General features: G+C 36.6%; 23 protein-coding genes. 21 read left to right on the top strand and 2 right to left on the bottom strand.

The window, feature by feature from the left end:
* Window positions 1-81: 81 nt before the first annotated feature.
* The 10 genes from KW2_RS08710 (at window position 82) to KW2_RS12155 (ending at window position 9,617) form a co-directional block, all read left to right on the top strand.
* Window positions 82-297, top strand: a complete 216-nt coding sequence (locus KW2_RS08710) for a F0F1 ATP synthase subunit C (protein ID WP_004255250.1) — start codon at window positions 82-84, stop codon at window positions 295-297.
* A gap of 46 nt (window positions 298-343) precedes the next feature.
* Window positions 344-1,057: a F0F1 ATP synthase subunit A gene (gene atpB / locus KW2_RS08705; protein ID WP_004255255.1), complete on the top strand. Its 714-nt coding sequence runs from the start codon at window positions 344-346 to the stop codon at window positions 1,055-1,057.
* A gap of 14 nt (window positions 1,058-1,071) precedes the next feature.
* Window positions 1,072-1,578, top strand: coding sequence for a F0F1 ATP synthase subunit B (gene atpF, locus KW2_RS08700; protein ID WP_010906128.1), 507 nt, complete (start codon window positions 1,072-1,074; stop codon window positions 1,576-1,578).
* Between the two features lies 1 nt (window position 1,579).
* On the top strand, window positions 1,580-2,107 hold the full coding sequence (locus tag KW2_RS08695) for a F0F1 ATP synthase subunit delta (protein ID WP_014572213.1): 528 nt from the start codon (window positions 1,580-1,582) through the stop codon (window positions 2,105-2,107).
* A gap of 188 nt (window positions 2,108-2,295) precedes the next feature.
* A complete protein-coding gene (gene atpA, locus KW2_RS08690) occupies window positions 2,296-3,798 on the top strand; it encodes a F0F1 ATP synthase subunit alpha (RefSeq protein ID WP_014572214.1) in 1,503 nt (500 codons plus the stop codon).
* A gap of 15 nt (window positions 3,799-3,813) precedes the next feature.
* Complete coding sequence (locus KW2_RS08685) at window positions 3,814-4,683, top strand: F0F1 ATP synthase subunit gamma (RefSeq protein WP_011676766.1); 870 nt, start codon at window positions 3,814-3,816, stop codon at window positions 4,681-4,683.
* 171 nt (window positions 4,684-4,854) lie between these two features.
* Complete coding sequence (atpD, locus tag KW2_RS08680; protein WP_014735119.1) at window positions 4,855-6,264, top strand: F0F1 ATP synthase subunit beta; 1,410 nt, start codon at window positions 4,855-4,857, stop codon at window positions 6,262-6,264.
* Between the two features lie 184 nt (window positions 6,265-6,448).
* Complete coding sequence (locus KW2_RS08675) at window positions 6,449-6,874, top strand: F0F1 ATP synthase subunit epsilon (RefSeq protein WP_011676764.1); 426 nt, start codon at window positions 6,449-6,451, stop codon at window positions 6,872-6,874.
* A gap of 103 nt (window positions 6,875-6,977) precedes the next feature.
* On the top strand, window positions 6,978-7,637 hold the full coding sequence (locus KW2_RS08670; RefSeq protein ID WP_231099776.1) for a hypothetical protein: 660 nt from the start codon (window positions 6,978-6,980) through the stop codon (window positions 7,635-7,637).
* Window positions 7,638-9,617, top strand: a complete 1,980-nt coding sequence (locus tag KW2_RS12155) for a MucBP domain-containing protein (protein ID WP_021037685.1) — start codon at window positions 7,638-7,640, stop codon at window positions 9,615-9,617.
* Window positions 9,618-9,673: 56 nt separating this feature from the next.
* Here KW2_RS12155 and KW2_RS08660 read toward each other — a convergent pair whose 3' ends face one another.
* Together KW2_RS08660 and KW2_RS08655 are read right to left on the bottom strand one after the other, a co-directional pair.
* Window positions 9,674-10,417: an amino acid ABC transporter ATP-binding protein gene (locus tag KW2_RS08660; RefSeq protein ID WP_011676756.1), complete on the bottom strand. Its 744-nt coding sequence runs from the start codon at window positions 10,415-10,417 to the stop codon at window positions 9,674-9,676.
* A gap of 22 nt (window positions 10,418-10,439) precedes the next feature.
* Window positions 10,440-12,584, bottom strand: coding sequence for an amino acid ABC transporter substrate-binding protein/permease (locus KW2_RS08655; protein ID WP_021037684.1), 2,145 nt, complete (start codon window positions 12,582-12,584; stop codon window positions 10,440-10,442).
* Window positions 12,585-12,952: 368 nt separating this feature from the next.
* Between KW2_RS08655 and KW2_RS08650 the strand changes: the two genes are divergently transcribed.
* The 11 genes from KW2_RS08650 (at window position 12,953) to KW2_RS08605 (ending at window position 22,974) form a co-directional block, all read left to right on the top strand.
* A complete protein-coding gene (locus KW2_RS08650) occupies window positions 12,953-13,609 on the top strand; it encodes a VTT domain-containing protein (protein WP_014735117.1) in 657 nt (218 codons plus the stop codon).
* A gap of 177 nt (window positions 13,610-13,786) precedes the next feature.
* Complete coding sequence (locus tag KW2_RS08645; RefSeq protein ID WP_021037683.1) at window positions 13,787-14,647, top strand: shikimate dehydrogenase; 861 nt, start codon at window positions 13,787-13,789, stop codon at window positions 14,645-14,647.
* Entirely contained in the window at window positions 14,644-15,714 is a 1,071-nt protein-coding gene (aroB, locus tag KW2_RS08640; RefSeq protein WP_021037682.1) for a 3-dehydroquinate synthase, read from the top strand. Before KW2_RS08645 ends, aroB begins: the two co-directional genes overlap by 4 nt.
* Before the next feature lie 113 nt (window positions 15,715-15,827).
* The gene (locus tag KW2_RS08635) at window positions 15,828-16,751 is read left to right on the top strand and encodes a DMT family transporter (protein WP_021037681.1); all 924 of its coding nucleotides are present in this window, start codon (window positions 15,828-15,830) and stop codon (window positions 16,749-16,751) included.
* Between the two features lie 371 nt (window positions 16,752-17,122).
* Window positions 17,123-17,722 (top strand): DUF1054 domain-containing protein, encoded by a 600-nt coding sequence (locus KW2_RS08630; RefSeq protein ID WP_021037680.1) that lies wholly within the window; start codon window positions 17,123-17,125, stop codon window positions 17,720-17,722.
* Between the two features lie 4 nt (window positions 17,723-17,726).
* Window positions 17,727-18,323, top strand: a complete 597-nt coding sequence (locus KW2_RS08625) for an HAD family hydrolase (protein WP_021037679.1) — start codon at window positions 17,727-17,729, stop codon at window positions 18,321-18,323.
* 30 nt (window positions 18,324-18,353) lie between these two features.
* The gene (gene aroC, locus KW2_RS08620) at window positions 18,354-19,520 is read left to right on the top strand and encodes a chorismate synthase (RefSeq protein ID WP_021037678.1); all 1,167 of its coding nucleotides are present in this window, start codon (window positions 18,354-18,356) and stop codon (window positions 19,518-19,520) included.
* 122 nt (window positions 19,521-19,642) lie between these two features.
* Entirely contained in the window at window positions 19,643-19,999 is a 357-nt protein-coding gene (locus KW2_RS08615; protein ID WP_011676747.1) for a YxeA family protein, read from the top strand.
* 35 nt (window positions 20,000-20,034) lie between these two features.
* Window positions 20,035-20,178 (top strand): hypothetical protein, encoded by a 144-nt coding sequence (locus KW2_RS12150; protein WP_021037677.1) that lies wholly within the window; start codon window positions 20,035-20,037, stop codon window positions 20,176-20,178.
* 14 nt (window positions 20,179-20,192) lie between these two features.
* Window positions 20,193-20,972: an ABC transporter ATP-binding protein gene (locus KW2_RS08610; protein WP_021037676.1), complete on the top strand. Its 780-nt coding sequence runs from the start codon at window positions 20,193-20,195 to the stop codon at window positions 20,970-20,972.
* On the top strand, window positions 20,965-22,974 hold the full coding sequence (locus KW2_RS08605; protein ID WP_021037675.1) for an ABC transporter permease: 2,010 nt from the start codon (window positions 20,965-20,967) through the stop codon (window positions 22,972-22,974). The genes KW2_RS08610 and KW2_RS08605 overlap by 8 nt, the downstream gene beginning before the upstream one ends.
* The last annotated feature ends 47 nt before the right edge of the window (window positions 22,975-23,021 follow it).

Here is a 23,021-nt window from a genome sequence, read left to right as displayed (position 1 = left end):
TCTTTGACAAAAACTACGAATAGTAGTAGAATTTCTTAGTAAAATAAATTTGCGAAATCGCAATATAGAAAGAGGTCTATAATGACAATTACACTTGCCGCTCTTGGAGCAATTGCTATCGGTCTTGCAGCACTCGGAGCCGCTATCGGTGATGGACTTATCGTTTCAAACTTCCTCCAAGCCGTTGCACGCCAACCTGAACTTGAAGGAAAACTTCGTGGTTCAATGTTCATGGGTATCGCCTTCGTCGAAGGTACATTCTTCATCGCCCTTGCTATGGCATTCCTTTTCCGTTAAAATTTTTCTCAACAAAAAATTTTAAAAACAGAAAGGAAGAACAGGTATGGAATCAACATGGACCTTTAATATTGGGCCAATTCCATTTGATGGAACAATCACAGTAATGACTTTTGTGACTGTCCTCATTGTTTTCGGTCTGGTATTCTGGGCGAGCCGCAATATGCAGCTCAAGCCCAAAGGTAAACAAAATGTTCTTGAGTGGGTTGTTGATTTTGTCAATGGAGTTTCCAAAGATAACGTCGGCCCTCATGAAGCACCACGCTTTGCGCTCATGAACTTTACCCTCTTTTCTTTCCTTCTTATTGCCAACTGCATTGGGCTAGTAACTAAAATTAGTACGCCAGGTGATGTTTCTCTTTGGAAATCACCAACTGCAAATCCAACAGTCGATTTGACACTTGCACTTCTTGTTGTTGTAATGTCAAATACACTGGGTGTACAAAAATTCGGTTTTAAAGGTTACCTTAAGGTTGCCTTCTGGAAAGATCCGAAAGGTCTTCTTCCAATGAACATTTTGGAAGAATTTACAAATGCACTTTCACTTGGTTTACGGCTTTATGGGAATATCTTCGCGGGTGAAATCATGCTTGGTCTTATTGCCGGTATGATTCAATCAACCATGTGGATGCTTCCAGTTGCGTGGATTCTAGAAGTTGCATGGATTGGCTTTTCACTTTTCATTTCAGCCCTCCAAGCTTATGTCTTTGTCCTTTTGACAAACTTGTACATTAGCCACAAAATCATAGCAGAACATTAAGAAAGGAGTAGAAATTGTCAACATTATTATTAGAAGCTGCTCCGAATACCGTTCTCGGTAACATCATCGTTGTATCTGGTGCATTTATTATCTTATTGGTATTGTTGCGCCTCTTTGCATGGAATGCAATTACAAGTGTTTTTGCAAGTCGTGCGAAAAAAATATCTGATGATATCGATGCAGCAGAAGCGAACAACAAACAAGCCGCTGACTTGGTTAAACAACGTCAAGCAGAGCTTGCAGGTTCTAAAGAAGAAGCTGCTAACATCATTCAAGTTGCAAATGATACTGCCTCACAAAACCGTGCGAAAGTACTTGCAACAGCAAATGAAGAAGCAACTAGCTTGAAGAAACGTGCGCAAGAAGATATCGAGCAAGAACGCAAAGAAGCTCTTAACACAGTTAAAGGCGATGTTGCGGACATCTCAGTTCAAATTGCTGAAAAGCTCATTGGACAATCATTAGATGCTTCTGCACAACAGGAATTAATCGACTCTTATCTCGCTAAGTTAGGAGAATAAGATGACAAAAGTAAATTCACAAAAATACAGTAAAGCTTTACTTGAGGTCGCCCAAGAAAAAGGACAACTTGAAGCAATTCTTACTGAAGTTAGCGAAATGATTCAGCTTTTCAAAGAAAATAACTTAGGTGCTTTTTTAGCAAATGAAGTTTATTCATTCTCTGCTAAATCTGAATTGATTGATACTTTGCTTCAAACTTCATCAGAAGTGATGTCAAATTTCCTGAATACTATTCGTTCTAATGGACGTCTAGCTGACCTCGGAGAAATACTTGAAGAAACTAAAAATGCAGCAGATGACATGTTCAAAATTGCTGACGTTGAAGTTGTTTCAAGTATTGCATTGTCAGAAGCTCAAATTGAAAAATTTAAAGCAATGGCTAAAGCAAAATTTGATTTAAACGAAGTAACAGTAATTAATACAGTCAATGAAAAAATTCTCGGAGGATTCATTGTGAACTCTCGTGGAAAAATTATTGATGCCTCATTAAAAACACAATTGGCTAAAATCGCCGCTGAAATCCTCTAATCAGGATAGAAAAATTTTCTTCCTTTGTTAAAAACTTAGTGGAGAATTTTTCAAACACAAACTGTTAAACTTTTGAAAACATGCAAAGGCAGTTTTAAAACTTGTCTATCCATGCTCAAAAAGTATAACTGCAGTTTAAAGCTAAATAGCCTTGAACTAGTAAAAAATTTCTAGAAGGGAGCATATTTTTGGCAATTAAAGCTAATGAAATCAGCTCACTGATTAAAAAACAAATTGAAAATTTCACACCAGATTTTGAAGTTGCTGAAACTGGTGTCGTTACCTATGTTGGTGATGGTATCGCGCGTGCCTATGGCCTTGAAAATGCGATGAGCGGTGAGCTTGTTGAGTTTTCAAATGGTGTACTTGGTATGGCGCAAAACTTGGATGCTACAGACGTTGGTATTATCGTACTTGGTGATTTCCTCTCAATTCGTGAAGGTGACACTGTTAAACGTACAGGTAAAATCATGGAAATCCAAGTTGGTGAAGAACTCATCGGACGTGTTGTAAACCCACTTGGACAACCCGTTGATGGACTTGGAGAACTTAATACAGGTAAAACTCGTCCAGTTGAAGCAAAAGCTCCTGGTGTTATGCAACGTAAATCAGTCTCTGAGCCATTACAAACTGGTCTTAAAGCGATTGATGCCCTCGTTCCAATTGGACGTGGACAACGTGAATTAATTATCGGAGACCGTCAAACTGGTAAAACTTCAGTCGCTATTGATGCAATCTTGAACCAAAAAGGTCAAGATATGATTTGTATCTATGTTGCGATTGGACAAAAAGAGTCAACAGTTCGTACACAAGTTGAAACGCTCCGTAAACTCGGTGCGATGGATTATACTATCGTCGTAACTGCGTCAGCTTCTCAACCTTCTCCACTCCTTTACATCGCTCCTTATGCTGGAGCTGCAATGGGTGAAGAATTTATGTATAACGGTAAACATGTCTTGGTTGTTTATGATGATTTATCTAAACAAGCGGTCGCTTACCGTGAACTTTCTCTCTTGCTCCGTCGTCCACCAGGTCGTGAAGCATACCCAGGTGACGTTTTCTACTTGCACTCACGTCTTTTGGAACGTGCTGCTAAATTGTCTGATGATCTTGGTGGTGGATCAATGACGGCTTTGCCATTCATTGAAACACAAGCAGGTGATATCTCAGCTTATATTGCAACAAACGTTATCTCTATTACCGACGGTCAAATTTTCCTTGAAAATGACTTGTTCTATTCAGGTGTACGTCCTGCCATTGATGCTGGTTCATCAGTATCACGTGTTGGTGGTGCCGCACAAATCAAAGCCATGAAGAAAGTAGCTGGTACTTTGCGTCTTGACCTTGCGTCATTCCGTGAACTTGAAGCCTTTACACAATTTGGTTCTGACCTTGATGAAGCGACTCAAGCAAAATTGAATCGTGGTCGTCGTACCGTTGAAGTTTTGAAACAACCATTGCACAAACCATTGGCTGTTGAAAAACAAGTTTTGATTCTCTATGCATTGACTCATGGTCATCTTGATGATGTTCCAGTTGATGATGTTCTTGATTTTGAAACTAAAATGTTCGATTTCTTCGATGCAAATTATGCAGATCTCTTGAACGTAATTACTGACACTAAAGATTTGCCAGAAGAAGCAAAACTTGACGAAGCAATTAAAGCATTCAAAAATACAACGAATTATTAATAAGGAGGCTAACTAATGGGAGCTTCACTTAACGAAATAAAAACTAAGATTGCGTCAACAAAGAAAACAAGTCAAATCACAGGTGCCATGCAAATGGTTTCTGCTGCTAAACTTCAAAAAGCAGAATCTCACGCTAAAGCTTTTCAGACTTATGCTGAAAAAGTACGTAAGATTACGACTGACTTAGTTTCAAGCGATAATGAGCCGGCCAAAAATCCGATGATGATTAAACGTGAAGTCAAAAAAACTGGCTATCTCGTTATCACATCAGATCGTGGGCTTGTTGGCGGTTATAATTCAAATATTTTGAAGTCTGTTATAAGTAATATACGTAAACGCCACACAAATGAGAGCGAGTATACAATCCTTGCTCTTGGTGGTACGGGAGCGGACTTTTTTAAAGCCCGTAACGTCAAAGTTTCTTATGTTCTTCGCGGACTTTCAGATCAACCGACCTTTGAAGAGGTTCGGGCAATTGTTACAGAAGCCGTGGAAGAATATCAAGCAGAAGAATTCGATGAACTCTATGTTTGTTACAACCACCACGTGAACTCATTGGTAAGTGAGGCACGGATGGAAAAAATGTTACCTATTTCTTTTGATGAAAAAGGTGACGAAAAAGCATCTCTTGTAACATTTGAATTAGAACCAGATCGTGAAACAATCTTAAATCAGTTGTTGCCGCAATATGCTGAAAGTATGATTTATGGCTCAATTGTTGATGCAAAAACAGCAGAACATGCTGCAGGTATGACCGCAATGCGTACTGCAACAGATAATGCACATTCTGTCATTAATGATTTAACCATTCAATATAACCGTGCTCGTCAAGCTTCAATTACGCAAGAAATTACGGAAATTGTTGCTGGTGCTTCAGCGCTATAATTACTGTCAAACATTATTCTCAATGTTACGATTTATCAACTTGAGGAAAAAATGTTCTGTCAGTAAAGGCTTTGAATTTTAAATACGTTTGTCAGTAAATTTTTACTGATGAGCTTAAAAATGAATAGAAATTCTGTTGTTAGACAGAAAATAAAAACAGGAGGAAAAACATTGAGTTCTGGTAAAATTACTCAGGTTATCGGTCCCGTCGTTGACGTGGAATTTGGTTCTGATGCCAAACTGCCTGAGATTAACAATGCCTTGATTGTCTACAAAGATGTCAATGGTTTAAAAACAAAAATTACTCTTGAAGTTGCTTTGGAACTTGGTGATGGTGCAGTTCGTACGATCGCTATGGAATCTACTGATGGATTGACTCGTGGACTTGAAGTCCTTGATACAGGTAAAGCGGTCAGCGTTCCTGTTGGTGAATCTACTCTTGGTCGTGTTTTTAATGTCCTTGGTGACGTTATTGATGGTGGAGAAGATTTCCCTGCTGATGCAGAACGTAATCCTATCCACAAGAAAGCTCCAACTTTTGACGAATTGTCAACTGCAAATGAAGTTCTTGTAACAGGGATTAAAGTTGTCGATTTACTTGCCCCTTATCTTAAAGGTGGGAAAGTCGGACTCTTCGGTGGTGCCGGTGTTGGTAAAACCGTCCTTATCCAAGAATTGATTCACAACATTGCCCAAGAACACGGTGGTATTTCTGTATTTACAGGTGTTGGGGAACGTACTCGTGAAGGGAATGACCTTTACTGGGAAATGAAAGAATCAGGCGTTATTGAGAAAACAGCCATGGTCTTTGGTCAAATGAATGAACCACCAGGAGCACGTATGCGTGTTGCCCTTACTGGTTTAACAATTGCGGAATATTTCCGTGATGTTCAAGGTCAAGACGTATTGCTTTTCATCGATAACATCTTCCGTTTCACTCAAGCCGGTTCAGAAGTTTCTGCCCTTTTGGGACGTATGCCTTCTGCCGTTGGTTACCAACCAACTCTTGCAACTGAAATGGGTCAATTACAAGAACGTATCACTTCTACTAAGAAGGGTTCTGTTACATCTATCCAAGCGATTTATGTCCCTGCCGATGACTATACTGACCCAGCGCCAGCTACAGCCTTCGCTCACTTGGACGCAACAACTAACTTGGAACGTCGTTTGACACAAATGGGTATCTATCCAGCCGTTGACCCACTTGCTTCATCATCACGTGCGCTTACACCTGAAATTGTTGGTGAAGAACACTATGAAGTTGCAATGGAAGTTCAACGTGTCCTTCAACGCTACAAAGAATTGCAAGATATCATTGCCATTCTTGGTATGGATGAATTGTCAGATGATGAAAAAATTCTCGTTGGACGTGCACGTCGTATCCAATTCTTCCTTTCACAAAACTTCCACGTTGCTGAACAGTTTACTGGTCAACCTGGTTCATATGTACCAATTGACAAAACAGTTCATGACTTCAAGGAAATTTTGGAAGGTAAATATGACGAAGTCCCTGAAGATGCTTTCCGTGGAGTAGGTCCAATTGAAGACGTACTTGCAAAAGCAAAATCAATGGGTTATTAATTCGATTTCTTATGAAATGACAAAGTGAAAATACATTATTGAATCGCAAAATTTACTGACAATAATTCTGTCAGTAAAAGTTGCTTCAACTTTTTTAAAGTTTGATTAACTCTTGTAATTTTGTTTTTTAAAGTATTTTTACGCTTTATAATTTAAATTTTCATAGAAAAAATTGGAGGATCGAATGTCTGAAAACGTCATGACACTTCAAGTGATTACCCCTGCTGGTGTGGTTTATGATCACCATGCAAACTATATTACTGCTCGGACTACAAATGGTGAAATTGGTATTTTGCCAAACATGATTTCGACAATTGCTGGACTTGAAATTGATGAACTTAAAGTTCGTCGTCCAGATGATGAGACACATGTAGATTACATTGCTGTTAATGGTGGAATTATCGAAATTAAAGATAGTCTCGTAACAATTGTTGCAGATTCTGCCGAACGTAATCGTGATATTGATGTTTCACGTGCCGAACGTGCAAAAATTCGAGCTGAAAAAGCACTTGAAGTTGCTAAAGCTGAGAAAAAATCTGATGAAATAAAACGCGTAGAAGTTGCATTACACCGCGCTCTCAACCGTTTGAATGTTTCGTCTCATAATTAAAAAGCACCTACGGGTGTTTTTTTATGTAAGATTAAAATGTTGCAAAATCAAGACATTAATGTTAAAATTATAGTCAGTAATGATTTAAGGATCTAAGAAATAAGTGAGGGAGAATGTGATTCTTGATTATTGTCGAGAACTGTTTGATACATTAGAGAATCTAGAAGGACTTTTAAAGGGTTCAGAAGACTTAAGAGAAGACTATCGTAAAAAAATATCAGCCCAAATTGCGCGTCAAGCTTCAATTTTAGATATTTTGGTTTCAATTGGAATGATTGTTTATTTCATGCCAGATAAGACAGTATTTTTTAGTAATCTTGTACCAGGAACAGGACCTGTTGACCTGTTTTTTAGAATGTCTGCGATTACTTTCCTTTCTTTACTTTTGGGTTACGGATCACGTTTGGGCTTAACTTGGCTTTGGCAACATAATTATTTACCAGGTGGAAGAAAACATATTGCACGTTTTTATAAAAAGAAATATTTAAAGAAACAAAAAGAAATTATTGAGCAAATTCAAGAAATCTTAAAGAGCGAAATAATTGTTAATGCTGAGCTTCCTAATGACTATATGAATACAAAGAGTATAAACTATATCATTGGCTGTTTGGAAGCAGGAGAAGTTAGTAATCTAAAAGAAGCAACAAATCTATTAGAATTAGAATCACGAGATTCTCATGTCCATTATCTGATTAAGACAGAAAATAATACAATTAGTCGGGCCTTATTATTAATAAAAAATGATGAAGAAGAAAGGAGATAAATGAAAAAATTAAAGTTAAAAATAAAAAATAAAAAAATAATTTTAGGACTATTTTTTAGTATTTTTATTGTTGGAATTTTTCCTAATCTCACTTTTAACCTTTCTTCTTCAAATCCGGATAGAATCGCTTTCAAAAATGAAGTACTGGCTGACACTGTGCCTCCAACGAGTAGTACAAAATCCGTCATTCCGCAAAATATTACAGAAGAAACAGTGACCATAAACTTCCTTGATGCAGAAAATCATGAACTTAAAGTTCGTGATTCCGAAACAATGACAGTGAATGTCGGAGAGTATATATGGGCCGTATCTTTTGGGGGAATGACTAATCAGTCTGCCAAAAATGTATATCATATCTATCAGATTCCGACGATTTTGAACTGTTCTTATCAAGGTAGCGACCAAGATTCTCCTTTACTGGTTACTAATGATTCGGCATCTAATGTGATTAATCTTTATTATAAAAGAGAAAAGAGTCAAGTTACGATTAATTTCTTGGACTCAGATAATACAGGACTTAAAGTTCAGAAGTCTGAAACAATGACAGTGAATGTCGGGGAATACGTCTGGCCAATAAATTATGGTGCAATGACAAGTCAATCGACTAAAAGTGTTTATCACATGTATCAAATTCCGACGATTTTGAACTATTCTTATCAAAATAGTGACTCGGATACTCCTTTATTAGTTACCAATGATTCAGCGACTAATGTGATTAATCTCTATTACAAGCGTGATAAAAGTCAGGTAACGGTTGAATTCCTTGATACAAAAGGAAAGTCTATTCGTGCAAATGATACGATTACGGCTAATGTTGGAGATTATATTTGGATTGTCTCTCTCGGAGTGAATTCTGAGCAGATGAAATTTGGAGTCTACTGGTATTTTGTACCTAAGATTGGTGGATACTCTTTCAATCATGGAACTCCGATTAAAGTAAGCAAAGATGCAGGAAGTAATATAGTTAAGCTTTATTATGATACTGAGTACTCTTTTGAGTACGAATACGATAAAGGAACACCTAATCAATCTTCTCCTTTACCGGACTCTTTTGTTGCTAAAAAAGATGATGTAATAATGTCTAATCTTCCTGAGGGCTATTTCATTTCAGAAGTGATAGATAACAATGGAAAGTCTTATACTGATCCTGAAGTGGCGATTAGTCAGCAGGAGGATACTAGTCCAAAATCATTTAAAATTATTGTTTCTGCAAAAGAAAGTAACTTAAAGCTCACAGTTAATAAACCAGTAGGTGGCGAATCTACAAAAGAATTTTCTGGACTTTATGGGGAAACTTACCAAATTCCAATTGATGAGATTTTAACTACTAATGGAAAAACATATCGTGCCATTGTTAAAATTCAAAAAGTTGATTGGAAAAATGGAATCACTACAACGATAATTGAGGACCCAGAGGAAATTGCTTCATTATTGAAGGGAAATTTATTGGTCGGAAAATATGATAGTCAGACGACTTCTATCAGTGTGTCTTATAAAGAAAAAGCTGCTATTCCTCCACTTCCTTCTAAAGACGAAGGAGATGATAGCTCACCATCAACTCCTGCCAAAAGCATAGAAAGTTCGAAACAGAATGAACCTGATAAGCAGAAAGTTCCAGCTCCTATAACTAGCACTACTAGTCAACCAGAACAAAGTCATGATAAAGAGAAAGTCAAAGAAAAAAACGTAGAAGAGCCTAAAAAAACTGCACCTATTCAAAAAAGTGAACGACCAAGTCAATCGCCTGAAAATCAGATAAAAGCTCCGTTAGCTCCTCCTACGCCATCATTTTCAACAACGCAAAAAGCAATAGCTAATCGTTCTATTGCTAGTGAAGTGAATCAAAAAGCACATATTCTTAAATTAAGAATTGCTGGAGCAGCTGGTTTAGCGGCTGGGACAGCATCGGCTTATGGAATCTTACGTGCCTTAAAAATGATGTTGCAACATTTTGGAAAATTAAGCAATTTAATTAAATAAGAGTAAGTCATCTCTTATTTATTTCAATAAAAAAACACCGTAAGGTGTTTTTTTTATTAGGCATTTAAAACTTTTGATAAAAAGTCTTGTAAACGTGGATGTTTAGGATTGTCAAAAAGTTCTTCAGGGGTACCATCTTCTAGGATTACTCCACCATCAGTGAAAATCACGCGATTGGCAACTTTACGAGCAAAGCCCATTTCGTGAGTGACAATTAACATTGTCATTCCTTCTTCAGCAAGTTTTTGCATAACCGCGAGGACATCTCCGACCATTTCAGGGTCAAGCGCTGAGGTTGGCTCATCAAAGAGCATAACATCAGGATTCATTGCGAGGGCACGAGCAATCGCAACACGTTGTTTTTGTCCTCCAGAAAGCATTTCTGGCATCGCGTCTTTTTTATCTACCAAGCCAACTGTTTCGAGAAGCTGCATGGCTTTTTCATTTGCATCATCTTTAGATAACTTTTTCAACTCAATTGGGGCATAAGTAATATTTTGTAAAACAGTCATGTTTGGAAAAAGATTGAAATGTTGAAAGACCATTCCAACGTTTTGACGAACGAGATTGAGATTTGTATTTTTATCAGTCAGATTAAATCCGTCGATAATGATATCACCAGAAGTGGCTGTTTCAAGACCATTCAAAGCTCTAAGAAAAGTCGATTTTCCAGAACCTGAGGGACCGATAATACATACGACATCCCCTTTTTCAAATTTTGTAGTAATTCCTTTTAGAACTTCATTTTTTCCAAAAGATTTGTGAAGATCAGTGACTTCAATTTGAGTATTGATTCCCATGTTAGTATGTTCTCCTTATTTATTATTTCATTCTTTTTTCTACACGACGTCCAACCCACATCAAGAAGAGAAGAACAATCATGTAAACTAAACCAATTAATCCATAAACGCGGAAGGCTTGGAAGTTACGGGCCACGATGATTTGACCTGTTTGGAGTAATTCAACAAGTCCGATAACTGAAACCAATGTTGTATCTTTCAAAGTGATGATGAATTGGTTAATCAAGCTAGGAATTGTGATTTTAATGGCTTGAGGCAAGATAACCTTACGCATTGAAGTTAGGTATGTCACACCAAGTGAACGGCTGGCTTCCATTTGTCCAGAAGGTACTGCTTGGACACCAGAACGAACGATTTCTGCGATATAAGCAGAAGAGTTTAAGGTAAGGGCAATAACACCGGCCGTAAATTCATTGAGTGGAGATTGATGACCAGTAATGATTTGTAGAAGGTTAGGAATTCCGTAGAAGATAAAGATTGTTAACACTAAAAGCGGAATTGAACGGTTAAGGTCGACATAAATTCGTGCAATTGTACGAAGAATCTTGCTTGGAGCTACAGAGAAGAGTCCAAAGATAATTCCGACAATCATTGCTAGGATAAATGAGAGAACAGCAAGTTCAAGTGTAACGAGCAACCCGCGTCCGATTTGTTCCCAGTTGTTTTGCAAAATACCAAAGAAAGTATTTTCCTTTGCACTTGATTGAATGGTTTTAGCATCACTAGCTAAATATTTATCAATGATTTTATCATATTCACCATTTGCACGGAGATTAGCTAAACCATTATTAAACATTTCAATCAGTTCAGGATTGCTTCCTTTTTTAACGGCAAATCCATATTGACCGTCAGGGATTGGTTTAATTGGTGTAGTAAATTTTTGTCCTTGTTTAATGGCGTATTTGATGACAGGTTCGTCGTCCATTAAAGCATTGATAGAGCCGTTATTTAGTGATGAATACATGGTTGTTGCATCAGTAAATGTTTTTACAGTATAACCGTATTCTTTTGCGTGATCATTAAGATAATCGAAAGAGGCAGTACCGTTTTTAGCACCAAGTGTTTTACCTTTTAGGTCTTTCCATGATTTGATAGAATCATCGGTACTTGATGTAGCAATGGTTAAGTTAGATGAATAGTAAGGATTACCATAATCAAAAACTTGTTTACGGGCATCGGTAATTGACATCCCTGACATCATTCCGTCAGCATGACCAGATTGAACAGAGTCAACAGCTGCTTGGAAACCAATGAAATTCCATTTGAGTTTGAATCCTTGGTTCTTGGCGATGGCATTTAGTAAGTCAACGTCAATACCAGTGAATTGTTTGTTGTCATTTTGAAATTCAAAAGGGGCAAAGCTATTATCTGAGGCAATGGTATAAACATCTTTTTTTGGTGTTGCTTTTTTAGAAGTTGTTATTCCATATTTTTTCAGGATTTTATCATAATCTCCATTTGATTTCATTTCAGTCAATGCTTTATTGAAACCATCCACGAGCGTTTGGTTTTTGCCTTTCATCACAGCAAAACCATAACCTCCTGAAAGAGAGATAGAAGGGAAGTTTGTAGCTAAATCTTGACCTTGTTTCATAGCATAAGAGATAACTGGAACTTCATCCATTGCTCCTACGATGTTTCCTGAACTAAGTGCGGCAAACATATGAACACCATCAGAATAGGTTTTGATGTTATAGCCATATTTCTTTTGATTTTCTTGAAGCCAAGTTTGAGCGGCAGTTCCGTTTTTTGCTCCAACTGCTTTCCCTTTAAGTTCACTATAATCAGTAAGCTTAGAATCTTTGGTAGTCGCAATAGTTAGTGCAGATGTATAGTAAGGATTAGAAAAATCAAAAGTGTCTTTACGTTCATCGGTGATTGTCATTCCAGCAATTACACCGTCTACTTGTCCAGCTTTGAGATTTTGAAGTGCAGCATCAAAACCTGGGTAAGACATTTCTAATTTCCAATCATTGATTTTTGCAACTTCTTGCATAATATCAACGTCGATGCCTACCCATTTTTTCTGACCATTTTGAAATTCAAATGGTGCATAAGAGCTATCAGACGCGATTTTGACAGTCGTCTCGGCCTTGACCGAAGGCGCTACTAGGAAAGCTGTAACAGTGGCAAACATGAGTGCCAGAGCGAAAAATAATTTCTTCATTTTGTCTCCTTGAATATGAGATTTGAGCTTATCCCTTAATATAAAAAAATGAAATTAAAAAAATGTTCTTCTGAATAAAAATCGGAATAACATTCTTTTAGTTTCCTATATTTAGGAGACAAGCTCAGTTTATTTTATTCTGGGAAAATTATATCACAAAAATTGTCTAGAATCAAGTTGATGTTAGGTTTTCTAACATTTTGAATTTGTGAAATTTGAGAGTTCTCTGATAAAATATAAGAAAGTTGTTATTGTCAAAAAGTCCTTTTTGTTGTAAAATTGAACGAGTGCTTGATAGAGATATTTATGTATTCTATTTAAGTAGACAGAACTACTGTAAGAATTTTTAACTTTTGAAAAGGAATATTATGTTTGTACAACTTTCGATTTTTGGTTTCTTTAATGAGTGGATGGCGAATTTTGCCCAGATGCCTAATGGTCACATTTGGATTTATGTTGTTTTAGGAGCGATTATCTTTATTGAAACAGGTTTAGTAATTTTCCCCTTTTTACCTGGGGATTCAATTTTGTTTTTCGTTGGTTCATTGGCGGCGATGTCAAACGGAAAATTATCAATCGGTTTACTTATTTTAGTGATGGGGATTATTGCCTTCGTTGCTAATCTACTAAATTACGAAATTGGACGACGTTTTGGCGATGTGATTCCAAAACATAAATGGCTTTCTCGCTTTTTAAAACCAGAATATATGGAAGAAGCTCATCAATTTTTTGAAAAATGGGGTTCTTGGGCAATCTTCTTAGGACGATTCATGCCAATCATACGGACGGTTGTTCCTTTTACGGCTGGTGCTGGGAAAATGCCGCATAAAAAGTTTATCTTTTTTAACTTTATCGGTGGATTTGCTTGGGTTATTGTCGCTTTGGGGGCAGGTTATCTATTTGGCGGGATTCCATTCGTTAAAAAACATTTTGAAATCATTATGATAGCGATTGTTTTTGTTTCATTATTGCCAGCGATAATTGGAGTTTTAAAGCGCGTTCTTAGAAGTCGCAAGGAAGCTTAACTTTATGATAAAATAGGACTTACAAAATTGTCAGTCCTTTTTTTATTGAATTGACGATTCAAAAACAAGAGAAGTTACTGACAAAACCATCAGCAACTGCTGGAAGAACAATCAAGTTCTTTGAGCGGGAGCTTAGGACATGACCAAAATGTTTGTCAGTAATTTTGGAGAATCTTTATGAAAATTGACGGTTACACGCGGATGGCTGCTGTGGTGGCAAACCCTATTAAACACAGCTTATCTCCTTTTATTCATAATTTGGCCTTTGATTTAACTGATGAAAATGGCGTTTATTTAGCTTGGGAAGTTGAGTCTAAAAAATTAGCGGCTATTGTTGAAAATGTTCGTAATTTGGACATGTATGGTCTGAATATCTCTATGCCTTATAAAGGTGAAATTATTAAATTTATGGATGAATTGAGCCCGGCGGCCGAACTAATCGGAGCGGTCAATACGGTAGTTAATCATTCAGGAAAATTAATCGGACATAATACTGATGGAATCGGATTTTTCAACAGTTTAAAAAAATATGATTTTAAGATAAAAAATAAACAAATGCTTGTTCTTGGCGGCGGTGGAGCAGCGATTGCCCTTATTGCTCAAGCAGCTTTATCAGGAGCTAAAAAAATAGTAGTGGCGGCGAGAAAATCTGCTTCTTATGACCCTTTAAATGAAAAACTGGCAAAGCTGTCAGCAAAAACAGGAGTAGAAATTTTACTGACAGACTTATCTGGAGCTGATAGATTACAAAAAGAGTTAAATCAGACAGATTTATTAGTGAATGCAACTTCTGTCGGAATGGACGGAGCGTCTTTTCCTCTAGAAAAAAGCTTGCTTCTTCCTGACAAACTCTTGGTAGTGGATGCTATTTATAAAGTAAGAGAAACACCATTTTTACGCTGGGCCAAAGAGCAAGGAGCTCAAACTGAAAATGGGCTCGGTATGCTCATTGGACAGGCGGCGGAAAGCTTTTATTTATGGACAGGCAAAGAAATGCCTGTGGACAAAATTACATTAGAAATGGAGAGAGAAGCATGAAATTAAATGTAAATCTACCAGACCATCCCTATGATGTCATCATTGAAAATGGGGCCTTGACTAATATAGGAAATTGGGTTTCATCATTGTGGAAAAAGCAAAAAATTGTCTTGATTTCGGATAATCATGTCAATGGGCTTTATGGTCAGAAAGTTGTTGACCAACTTGAAAAATCAGGTTTTGAAGTAGAAACTTTTGAATTTCCAGAGGGTGAAGCCAGTAAAAATTTACTGACAGCCGAAAAAGCTTGGAATTTTTGTGCTGAGTTTGGACTGACACGTTCTGACGGAATTATTGCACTCGGTGGTGGAGTGACAGGTGATTTAGCTGGTTTTGTAGCTTCTACTTATATGCGTGGCATTCATTTCTTACAAATTCCAACCAGTTTAACCGCGCAAGTTGATAGTTCTATTGGCGGGAAAACAGGGATTAACTCTAAAATGGCTAAAAATATGATTGGTACATTTACACAACCAGATGGGGTGCTGATTGACCCAGAAGTCCTGAAAACATTAGGTCAAAGAGAGTTTTGTGAAGGCTTGGGAGAAGTCATTAAATGTGCCCTAATTGCTGATAAAGACCTGTGGAATTTACTGACAGACCTGTCAGCCAAAGATTTACTGGAAAATTTTGTAAAAATTGAAGAAATTATTTATCGGTCTTGTGAAGTAAAACGAAAAGTAGTTGTTGATGATGAGCTTGATAATGGCGTGCGGCTTTATCTAAATTTTGGACATACGATTGGGCATGCTGTCGAAAATACGGCGGGTTATGGAAAAGTCATGCACGGCGAAGCCGTTGCCATTGGGATGGTACAAATCAGTAAAATTGCTGAGGAAAAAGGTCTCATGCCTCTCGGAATTACTGATGAAATCCGAAAGATGGTCAAAAAATATGGTTTGCCTGATGACTATCAACCTTGGGACGAGGCGCTTTTGTTTAAAGCGCTCACTCACGATAAAAAAGCGCGTGGAACAATCATCAAAACAGTTATTGTCCCTGAAATTGGCACTGCCAAAATCAATGAAGTGACTTTTGAAGAAATGAAAGAATATCTCAAAAAATAAGTTGATTCGATTGAAAGAGAAAATCTTTCTAAAAAATACAAAATGTGGTAGCATTGAAAAACTCCCAGCTTAGATAAAAAAGCTGTTAAAACACTTAATTATAAGGAGAAACGATGTATATTTACCTAGCTTTTGCTTTAGTTGGTGGATTTTTACTTGCTAATCAAAATCCAATCAATGCGGATTTACGCAAAATTGTGGGCTCACCATTTTTAGCTTCGGGCATTTCCAATTTTGTGGGTTCAATTTTTTTAGGAATCATTACTTTAGTCACGACACAAGAACTTTTTCCAAGTTTTCATTTTGTCAGCAGTCACCCAGCTTGGCTCTGGATTGGAGGGATTTTTGGAGGAATATTTCTGACTTCCAATGTCTTATTATTTCCTAGATTAGGGGCTGTTCAAACCGTAATTTTGCCAATCTTGGGCCAAATATTGATGGGGACACTCATTGATTCTTTTGGTTGGTTTCACGCGATGCAACTTCCAATGACATTGATGCGTTTTATGGGAATTGTCATTACTTTAATTGGGGTCATTATTGCGGTTGTTCTACCAAATTTAAAAGAAAAAGAAGCCGAAAAGCCTAAAGGTAATTTGCTGGGTTGGCGAATTTGGGCAGTCATCGTCGGAGCAATGTCAGCTGCACAACAAGCCATTAATGGCAGACTAGGAGTCTTGCTTGGAAATACCGCACAGGCAGCTTTTGTTTCTTTTCTTATCGGATTTTTAGCCATTTTCATTGTGTCACTTTTTGTAGACCGCCGATTGCCGAAAATTTCAGATTTGAAAAAAGCAAAACCATGGAATGGAATTGGTGGGTTTTTAGGGGCTTCATTTGTCTTTGCAACAGTAGTTGCTGTTCCACAAATCGGAGCCGGTTTAACAATTATGATGGGCTTAATCGGACAAATTCTCGGCAGTATGCTTGTTCAACAATTTGGCTGGTGGCGTTCAAATAAATATCAAATTCAAGTCTGGCAAGTGATTGGAATTTTGGTCATGTTAGCAGGAATTGTATTTATTAAATTTTTATAATGTAGCTAGTAATATGGAACAGGGCTTCACGCTCACTAACTTCCTACTCCTATTATGACCGAATGAAGCGTAGGATAGCTGTTGCCAGTTTACTGGCTTACAGATATGCTAGTTGCTCCACCTAGAAACGATAATTTTCCGCTGAGTGAGTAATAAGGTTTCTAGGAAGTTCGCCATAACGACTTCCGTGCTGATCCTTCACGCTTGCGACTCGACTTGTCGCTTTAGCGACTTAGCGAGAACCATTGCGACTTGTGACTTTAGTCACTTAGTGAGCATGGATACCTCTGGTGTGGACAGCATAGCTAGCGTGATATAAGCAGTGATACTTATAAAAGAACTTAGAAAAAATTGGGGATAATCAATAAAAAATGTTTACTCAAAAATCATTTGAAATTTTTAGTATAGATGGCTTGGAAGCTAGAATGGCCGAAATTCGTTCGGAAATTCAGCCTGTTTTTTCGGAAATTGGGCAAAAGTTACTGACAGAACTGTCAGCAAAAATTTCAAATCAAGAATTTTACTTTCATATTGCTCAACATCGTAGAAGAACAGCGAATGCTCCAGAAAGTACTTGGTCAGCAATTTCAACTAAAGCCCGTGGTTATAAAATGGAAGCCCATTTCCAATTAGGAATCTGGGAAGATTATGTTTTTATTTATTTATCAATGATTGACCAACCTAAAAAGCAAAAAGAATACGCTGAATTACTGACAAATCTGTCAGTAGAAAAAATGTTGACAGAAGATTTTATCATCTCAAAAGACCATACAAAAGCAGAAGTTTCCCCTCTGTCAGCATTTTCAGAAGCAGCTGAGCGTTTAGGGAAAGTAAAAAAATCAGAATTAGAAATTGGACGTCTTTGGCCTAAAGAACGATTTGATGGCAAAGAAGATTCCAAAATCTTAGCAGAAATGTTAGAAACAATTGACCAACTTTTGCCGATTTATCAAAAGTTAATGGAGGTCTAATCTAATGACGACATTTATTTGGGATTTAGACGGAACACTAATTGATAGTTATGATGTTTTTTTAGAAGCTTTGTCAGAGTCATTTGCAAACTTTAAGCTACCATTTGACCGGCAAACAGTATATAATTTTATAAAGGAAGAATCAGTTAATTCATTACTCGAAAAACAAGCTGTTTCTTTTGAAAAAATCAAAGAAGATTTCACAAAAAATTCGATATCTAAAAATGACAAAATAAAATTAATGGTAGGTGCTAAAGAAGTTTTGGATTGGACTCAAAAAGAAAACATTCAAAACTTCATTTATACTCACAAAGGCAAAAATGCCTTTGATTTACTCAAACAACTTGGAATTTCGTCCTATTTTTTGGAAGTAGTTACCTCTGAAAATAATTTTAAAAGAAAACCAAATCCTGAGGCAATCAATTACTTAGTTAAAAAATATAATTTAAAGACTGATGAAACCTACTATATCGGTGACCGAAAATTGGATATTGAAGCCGCGCATAATAGCGGTCTTGGCTCGATCAATTTTCTTTCGTCAGCAAATTCACAAGAAATAAAAAATTTGACAGACATTATTAAAATTTTTGAAAGAAAATAAAAGATAAATTACTATAATTGGAGGTATAATATGCGTTACTTTACAGCGGGAGAATCCCACGGACCAAGACTTACAGCAATTATTGAAGGAGTACCAGCCGGACTTTCTTTGTCAGCGGAAGATATTAATATTGAACTAAAACGTCGCCAAGGAGGATATGGACGTGGTGGACGTATGAAAATTGAGTCTGACCAAGTTGAAATTACCTCTGGAGTTCGTCATGGAAAAACAATTGGTAGCCCGATTACGCTCAACGTGACAAACCGTGATTTTAAAAATTGGGAACAAATTATGGCAGCCCAAGATGTTGAAGATAAGATCAAAAAACAACGCCGTTTGACTAAACCACGTCCTGGACATGCTGATTTAGTTGGTGGAATGAAATATGAATTTGAAGACTTACGAAATGTTTTAGAACGCTCATCTGCGCGTGAAACAACAATGCGTGTTGCGGTTGGAGCTGTAGCTAAAAAACTTCTTCATGAATTAGAAATCGAAGTAGCCAACCATGTGGTCAACTTTGGTGGAAGAGAAATTTCAAGTCCAGAACACTTAAGTGTTCAAGAAATTCGCGAAACTGCTGGCCGCAGTGATTTATCTATCTTTGATGAAAGTCAGGCTGAAGACTTACGGATTTACATTGACCAAATCAAAAAAGCTGGCGATACAATTGGTGGAATCATTGAGACCAGAGTCGAAGGAGTTCCTGCTGGACTTGGTTCTTACGTACAATATGACCGAAAACTCGATGCCAAAATTGCGGGTGCAGTCGTTTCCATTAATGCCTTTAAAGGGGTTGAATTTGGACTTGGATTTGAAGCAGGAAAACGTCCAGGAAGTCAAGTAATGGATGAAATTATCTGGTCTGAAAACAAAGGCTATACTCGTTCAAGCAATCAATTAGGTGGATTTGAAGGTGGAATGACAAATGGCGAACAGCTCATTATTCGTGGAGTGATGAAACCTATCCCGACGCTCTACAAACCACTGATGTCTATTGATACTGAAAGCCACGAACCTTACAAAGCTAGTGTCGAGCGTTCTGATCCAACCGCACTTCCTGCTGCAGGTGTGGTAATGGAAAATGTCGTTGCAACGGTCGTAGCTCAAGAAATTTGTGACAAGTTCAATTCTGATACCATCAATGAGTTGAAAAAAGCACTGGTTGACTACAAAAAACGTTTATCAGAATACTAAAAATTAAAAAGCCGATTAAGGCTTTTTTTGTATTCAAAAAAAAGTAACTTACGAATTTGTAAGTTTTCAGACCGAAATTTCTTGTTACAATGAATTTATCAAGAAAACATAAGGAGAACACAATGAAAAAAATACTTTTTGGAATAATCGCACTCATCTTAGTAGTCGGTGGAGCAGGATTTGCTTGGTATAAAGTCAGCTACGGCGGTGGAACTTATTATGTACAAATTACCAAAGACGGAAAAGAACAACAGGATACAGCAAATGGTCAAAAATATACAAGATATTCATATCAAATGAATTCTTATAAAAAAGACGGTAAAGAAAAGAAAGTTGAATTTACGGCAGACCATAATCTTCGTAAAGAAGCTTATTTGGAATTAACAGTTAATTCCGTTAAAGGTGTCACTTCATGGGAAGAAGTAAAAAAAGCAGAAGTTCCTAAGGAAGCACTCAAGAAAATTAATAGCAACTCATAAACCTAAGATTCAAAAAGAAAGTAGGAGAAAGAACCATGACATTTTTACAAATCAACCTTGCGCTAATGACAATTACAGTAATACTTGCCACGTTAATGGGCTCTTGCTTACTTTATACGATGAAGACTATGAGAGCACGTCTAGCTAAATTAAACGAAAATAATCAAACAGAAAGATAAGTATAGGAGAAAATATGTTACTCGAAGTAAAACATCTCAAAAAAGTTTTTAAAACAAGATTTTCAAAAGAAGAAACAACTGCTCTAGTTGATATTGATTTTGGAGTAGAAGAAGGCGAATATATCGCGATAATGGGAGAATCTGGTTCAGGTAAAACGACCTTGCTGAATATCTTATCAACTCTAGAAAAACCAACTTCTGGACAAGTTCTTTTAAATAAAGAAGACATTACAGCCATTAAAGATAAAGAAATTTCCGCATTCAGACGTGACCATCTAGGTTTTGTATTCCAAGATTTTAACCTATTAGACACTCTTAATGTAAGAGATAATATTTATCTCCCACTTGTTTTGTCTAAATCAAGCATAGAATTGATGAAAAGTAGACTAAAAGTTCTCGCACCAAAACTTAATATTGAAAATCTCTTAGAAAAACAACCTTTTGAGCTTTCAGGTGGTCAAAAACAACGTGTAGCTGTGGCTCGTGCATTGATAAGTCAACCTGATTTAGTACTTGCCGATGAACCTACAGCGGCTTTGGACTTCAAAAACTCAGAAGATTTGCTCAATCTTTTTGAGGAAATTAATGACAGTGGTCAAACCATTATCATGGTAACTCACTCAAGCTTAGCTGCGAGTCATGCTAAACGTGTTCTTTTTATCAAAGATGGTGTTCTCTATCATCAGCTCTATCGTGGTGAAAAAACCTCTACTGAGTTTGCCAAAGAAATCACACTTTCAATGACTGCATTCCTAGGGACCTCAGAAGAAGAGGAGGGATCATTAAATGCTTAGTTTAAAGCTTGCGGCCAATAATATTAAAAAAGGTTTTAAAAGCTTTGCTCCATTTTTAATGGCCTCAATCACGATGTTTGTCATGATTTTCGTTACTGCATCCATCGCTTTATCTCCTTCAATTCATAAGTTGAAAGGAGGAGAAGCCCTTTCGCAAATTATGGGCTTTGCCTTAATTGTTTTATCTATTTTTGCAGTACTTATTCTAATCTATAGCTATCGTTTCCTTCAAACTCAACGTTCACGAGAATTTGGGCTCTATGATATTCTTGGTTTTGGTAAAACGAGAATTGTTGGTGTAGCCTTTTTAGAATTGATTTTAAGTTATATCATTACTTTAATTGCTGGAACAGTTTGTGGGATTGCATTTTCAAAATTTTTATTTTTGATTTTTGTAAATATGATTGGTGGAAATTATTTTAATCTAGTCATTAGTCCTACGGCGATTATCTTACTTGCTTTTCTCTTTCTTATTTTCTTTTTAGTCTTAATGATGATTGGTGTTTGGATTATCTGGCGCTCTTCAAGTTTAGACCTTTTAAGAGAAGAATCTAAAGGGGAAAAAGAACCAAAATCAAATCTATTTTTTGCAATAGCTGCGGTAATTCTTTTGGCTGCTGGTTATTACATTGCCTTAACTGTCGATAACCCTATTTCAGCCCTAATGAAATTCTTCATTGCCGTTTTACTTGTAATCTTTGGAACTTACCTTTTCTACATCAGTTTCACTGTGTGGTACCTGAAATTAAAGAAAAAACGCGCAAGTTATTATAAACCAAATAATTTCATCACAACGAGCTCAATGCTTTACCGAATGAAAGCCAATGCTGTTGGGCTTGGGAATATCACTATCTTGTTATCGATGACTATTGTAACAGTCGTTATCAGTTTGGGAGTTTTCCTTGGAACAGAAAATGTAGTTAAAACATTTTATACAAGAGAAGCTCAAGTCTTCACTGTTGCACCAAATGAAAACAGGCAAGAGGATATTGAACGGATTAAGAGCGCTGCAGACAGTAAAAAGATAGATATAAAAAATATTTCTGATCTATATTTTGTCCAAGATTTAGCAGTAGACAGACAAGAAACATCTAATGATAAATTTGCTACATCAACTAAACAAGGGGTTATGTTTGACAAGAGTACTTACTATGCAACTTTAACCACTGCTCAAACCCTAAAATCTTTAGGAAATAAAGATATTCCTACTTTAAAAGATGACCAAGTTTTAGTTGTAAATTTAGCTAAAAATAATAAAAATAAAACCTCAGAAAACCAATTGCAGTCACTTCAATGGTATGGTGATAATTACCAAGTTAAAGATACCCTTAAAACAGTTAAAGACTTTCCTGCAAGTAGCGTTACAACTCTTTCATCTAAAGTGATGATGATTGTTTTTGCTAATGACCAAGCCTTTGACAAAGCGCTTGCTAATTATAATAAAGTAATTAGTGCCGGGCAAGGATTTTCAAATCTTGCTTCAACATCAATTATTTTTGATATTAAACCCGTAGATGAAAAAAGATTTACTAAGGCTTTCAAAGAGGAGTTTAATGATAATAAAGATTTAACAATCTCTTATCGTAGTGAAGCTTTGCAAGACCAACGTGCTCAAGTTGGAGGTTTAGTCTTTGTTGGATTTGTTCTAGGAATTAGCTTTATTCTTGGGGCGGCTCTCATCATTTACTACAAACAACTTTCTGAGGGTGCACAAGACAAACGCTCATTCAAGATTTTACAAGAAGTTGGACTCTCAAAAGAAGAAGTACAAAAAACAATCAAATCACAAGTTCGTATGATTTTCTTTCTTCCATTAGTGATTACAATCTGCCACTTTGCAGGTGCTTATCTAATGGTTGAGAAAATAATCATGTTGTTCGATATTAATGACCGTTCGGCTATTCTGACAATTTCATTAGGAACCATTGCGATTCTTGCTTTGATTTATTATCTTATTTATAAAGCGACAAGTCGTGTTTATTATAAGATTGTTGAAAGATAAAATATTAAAGGAGACATTTTAAATGTCTCTTTTTTATTTTTTTTTAA

Source organism: Lactococcus cremoris subsp. cremoris KW2 (assembly GCF_000468955.1).
Classification (GTDB): domain Bacteria; phylum Bacillota; class Bacilli; order Lactobacillales; family Streptococcaceae; genus Lactococcus; species Lactococcus cremoris.
The sequence above is the reverse complement of the archived record's forward strand: the minus strand, read 5'-3'. Positions and strand labels throughout refer to the sequence as shown.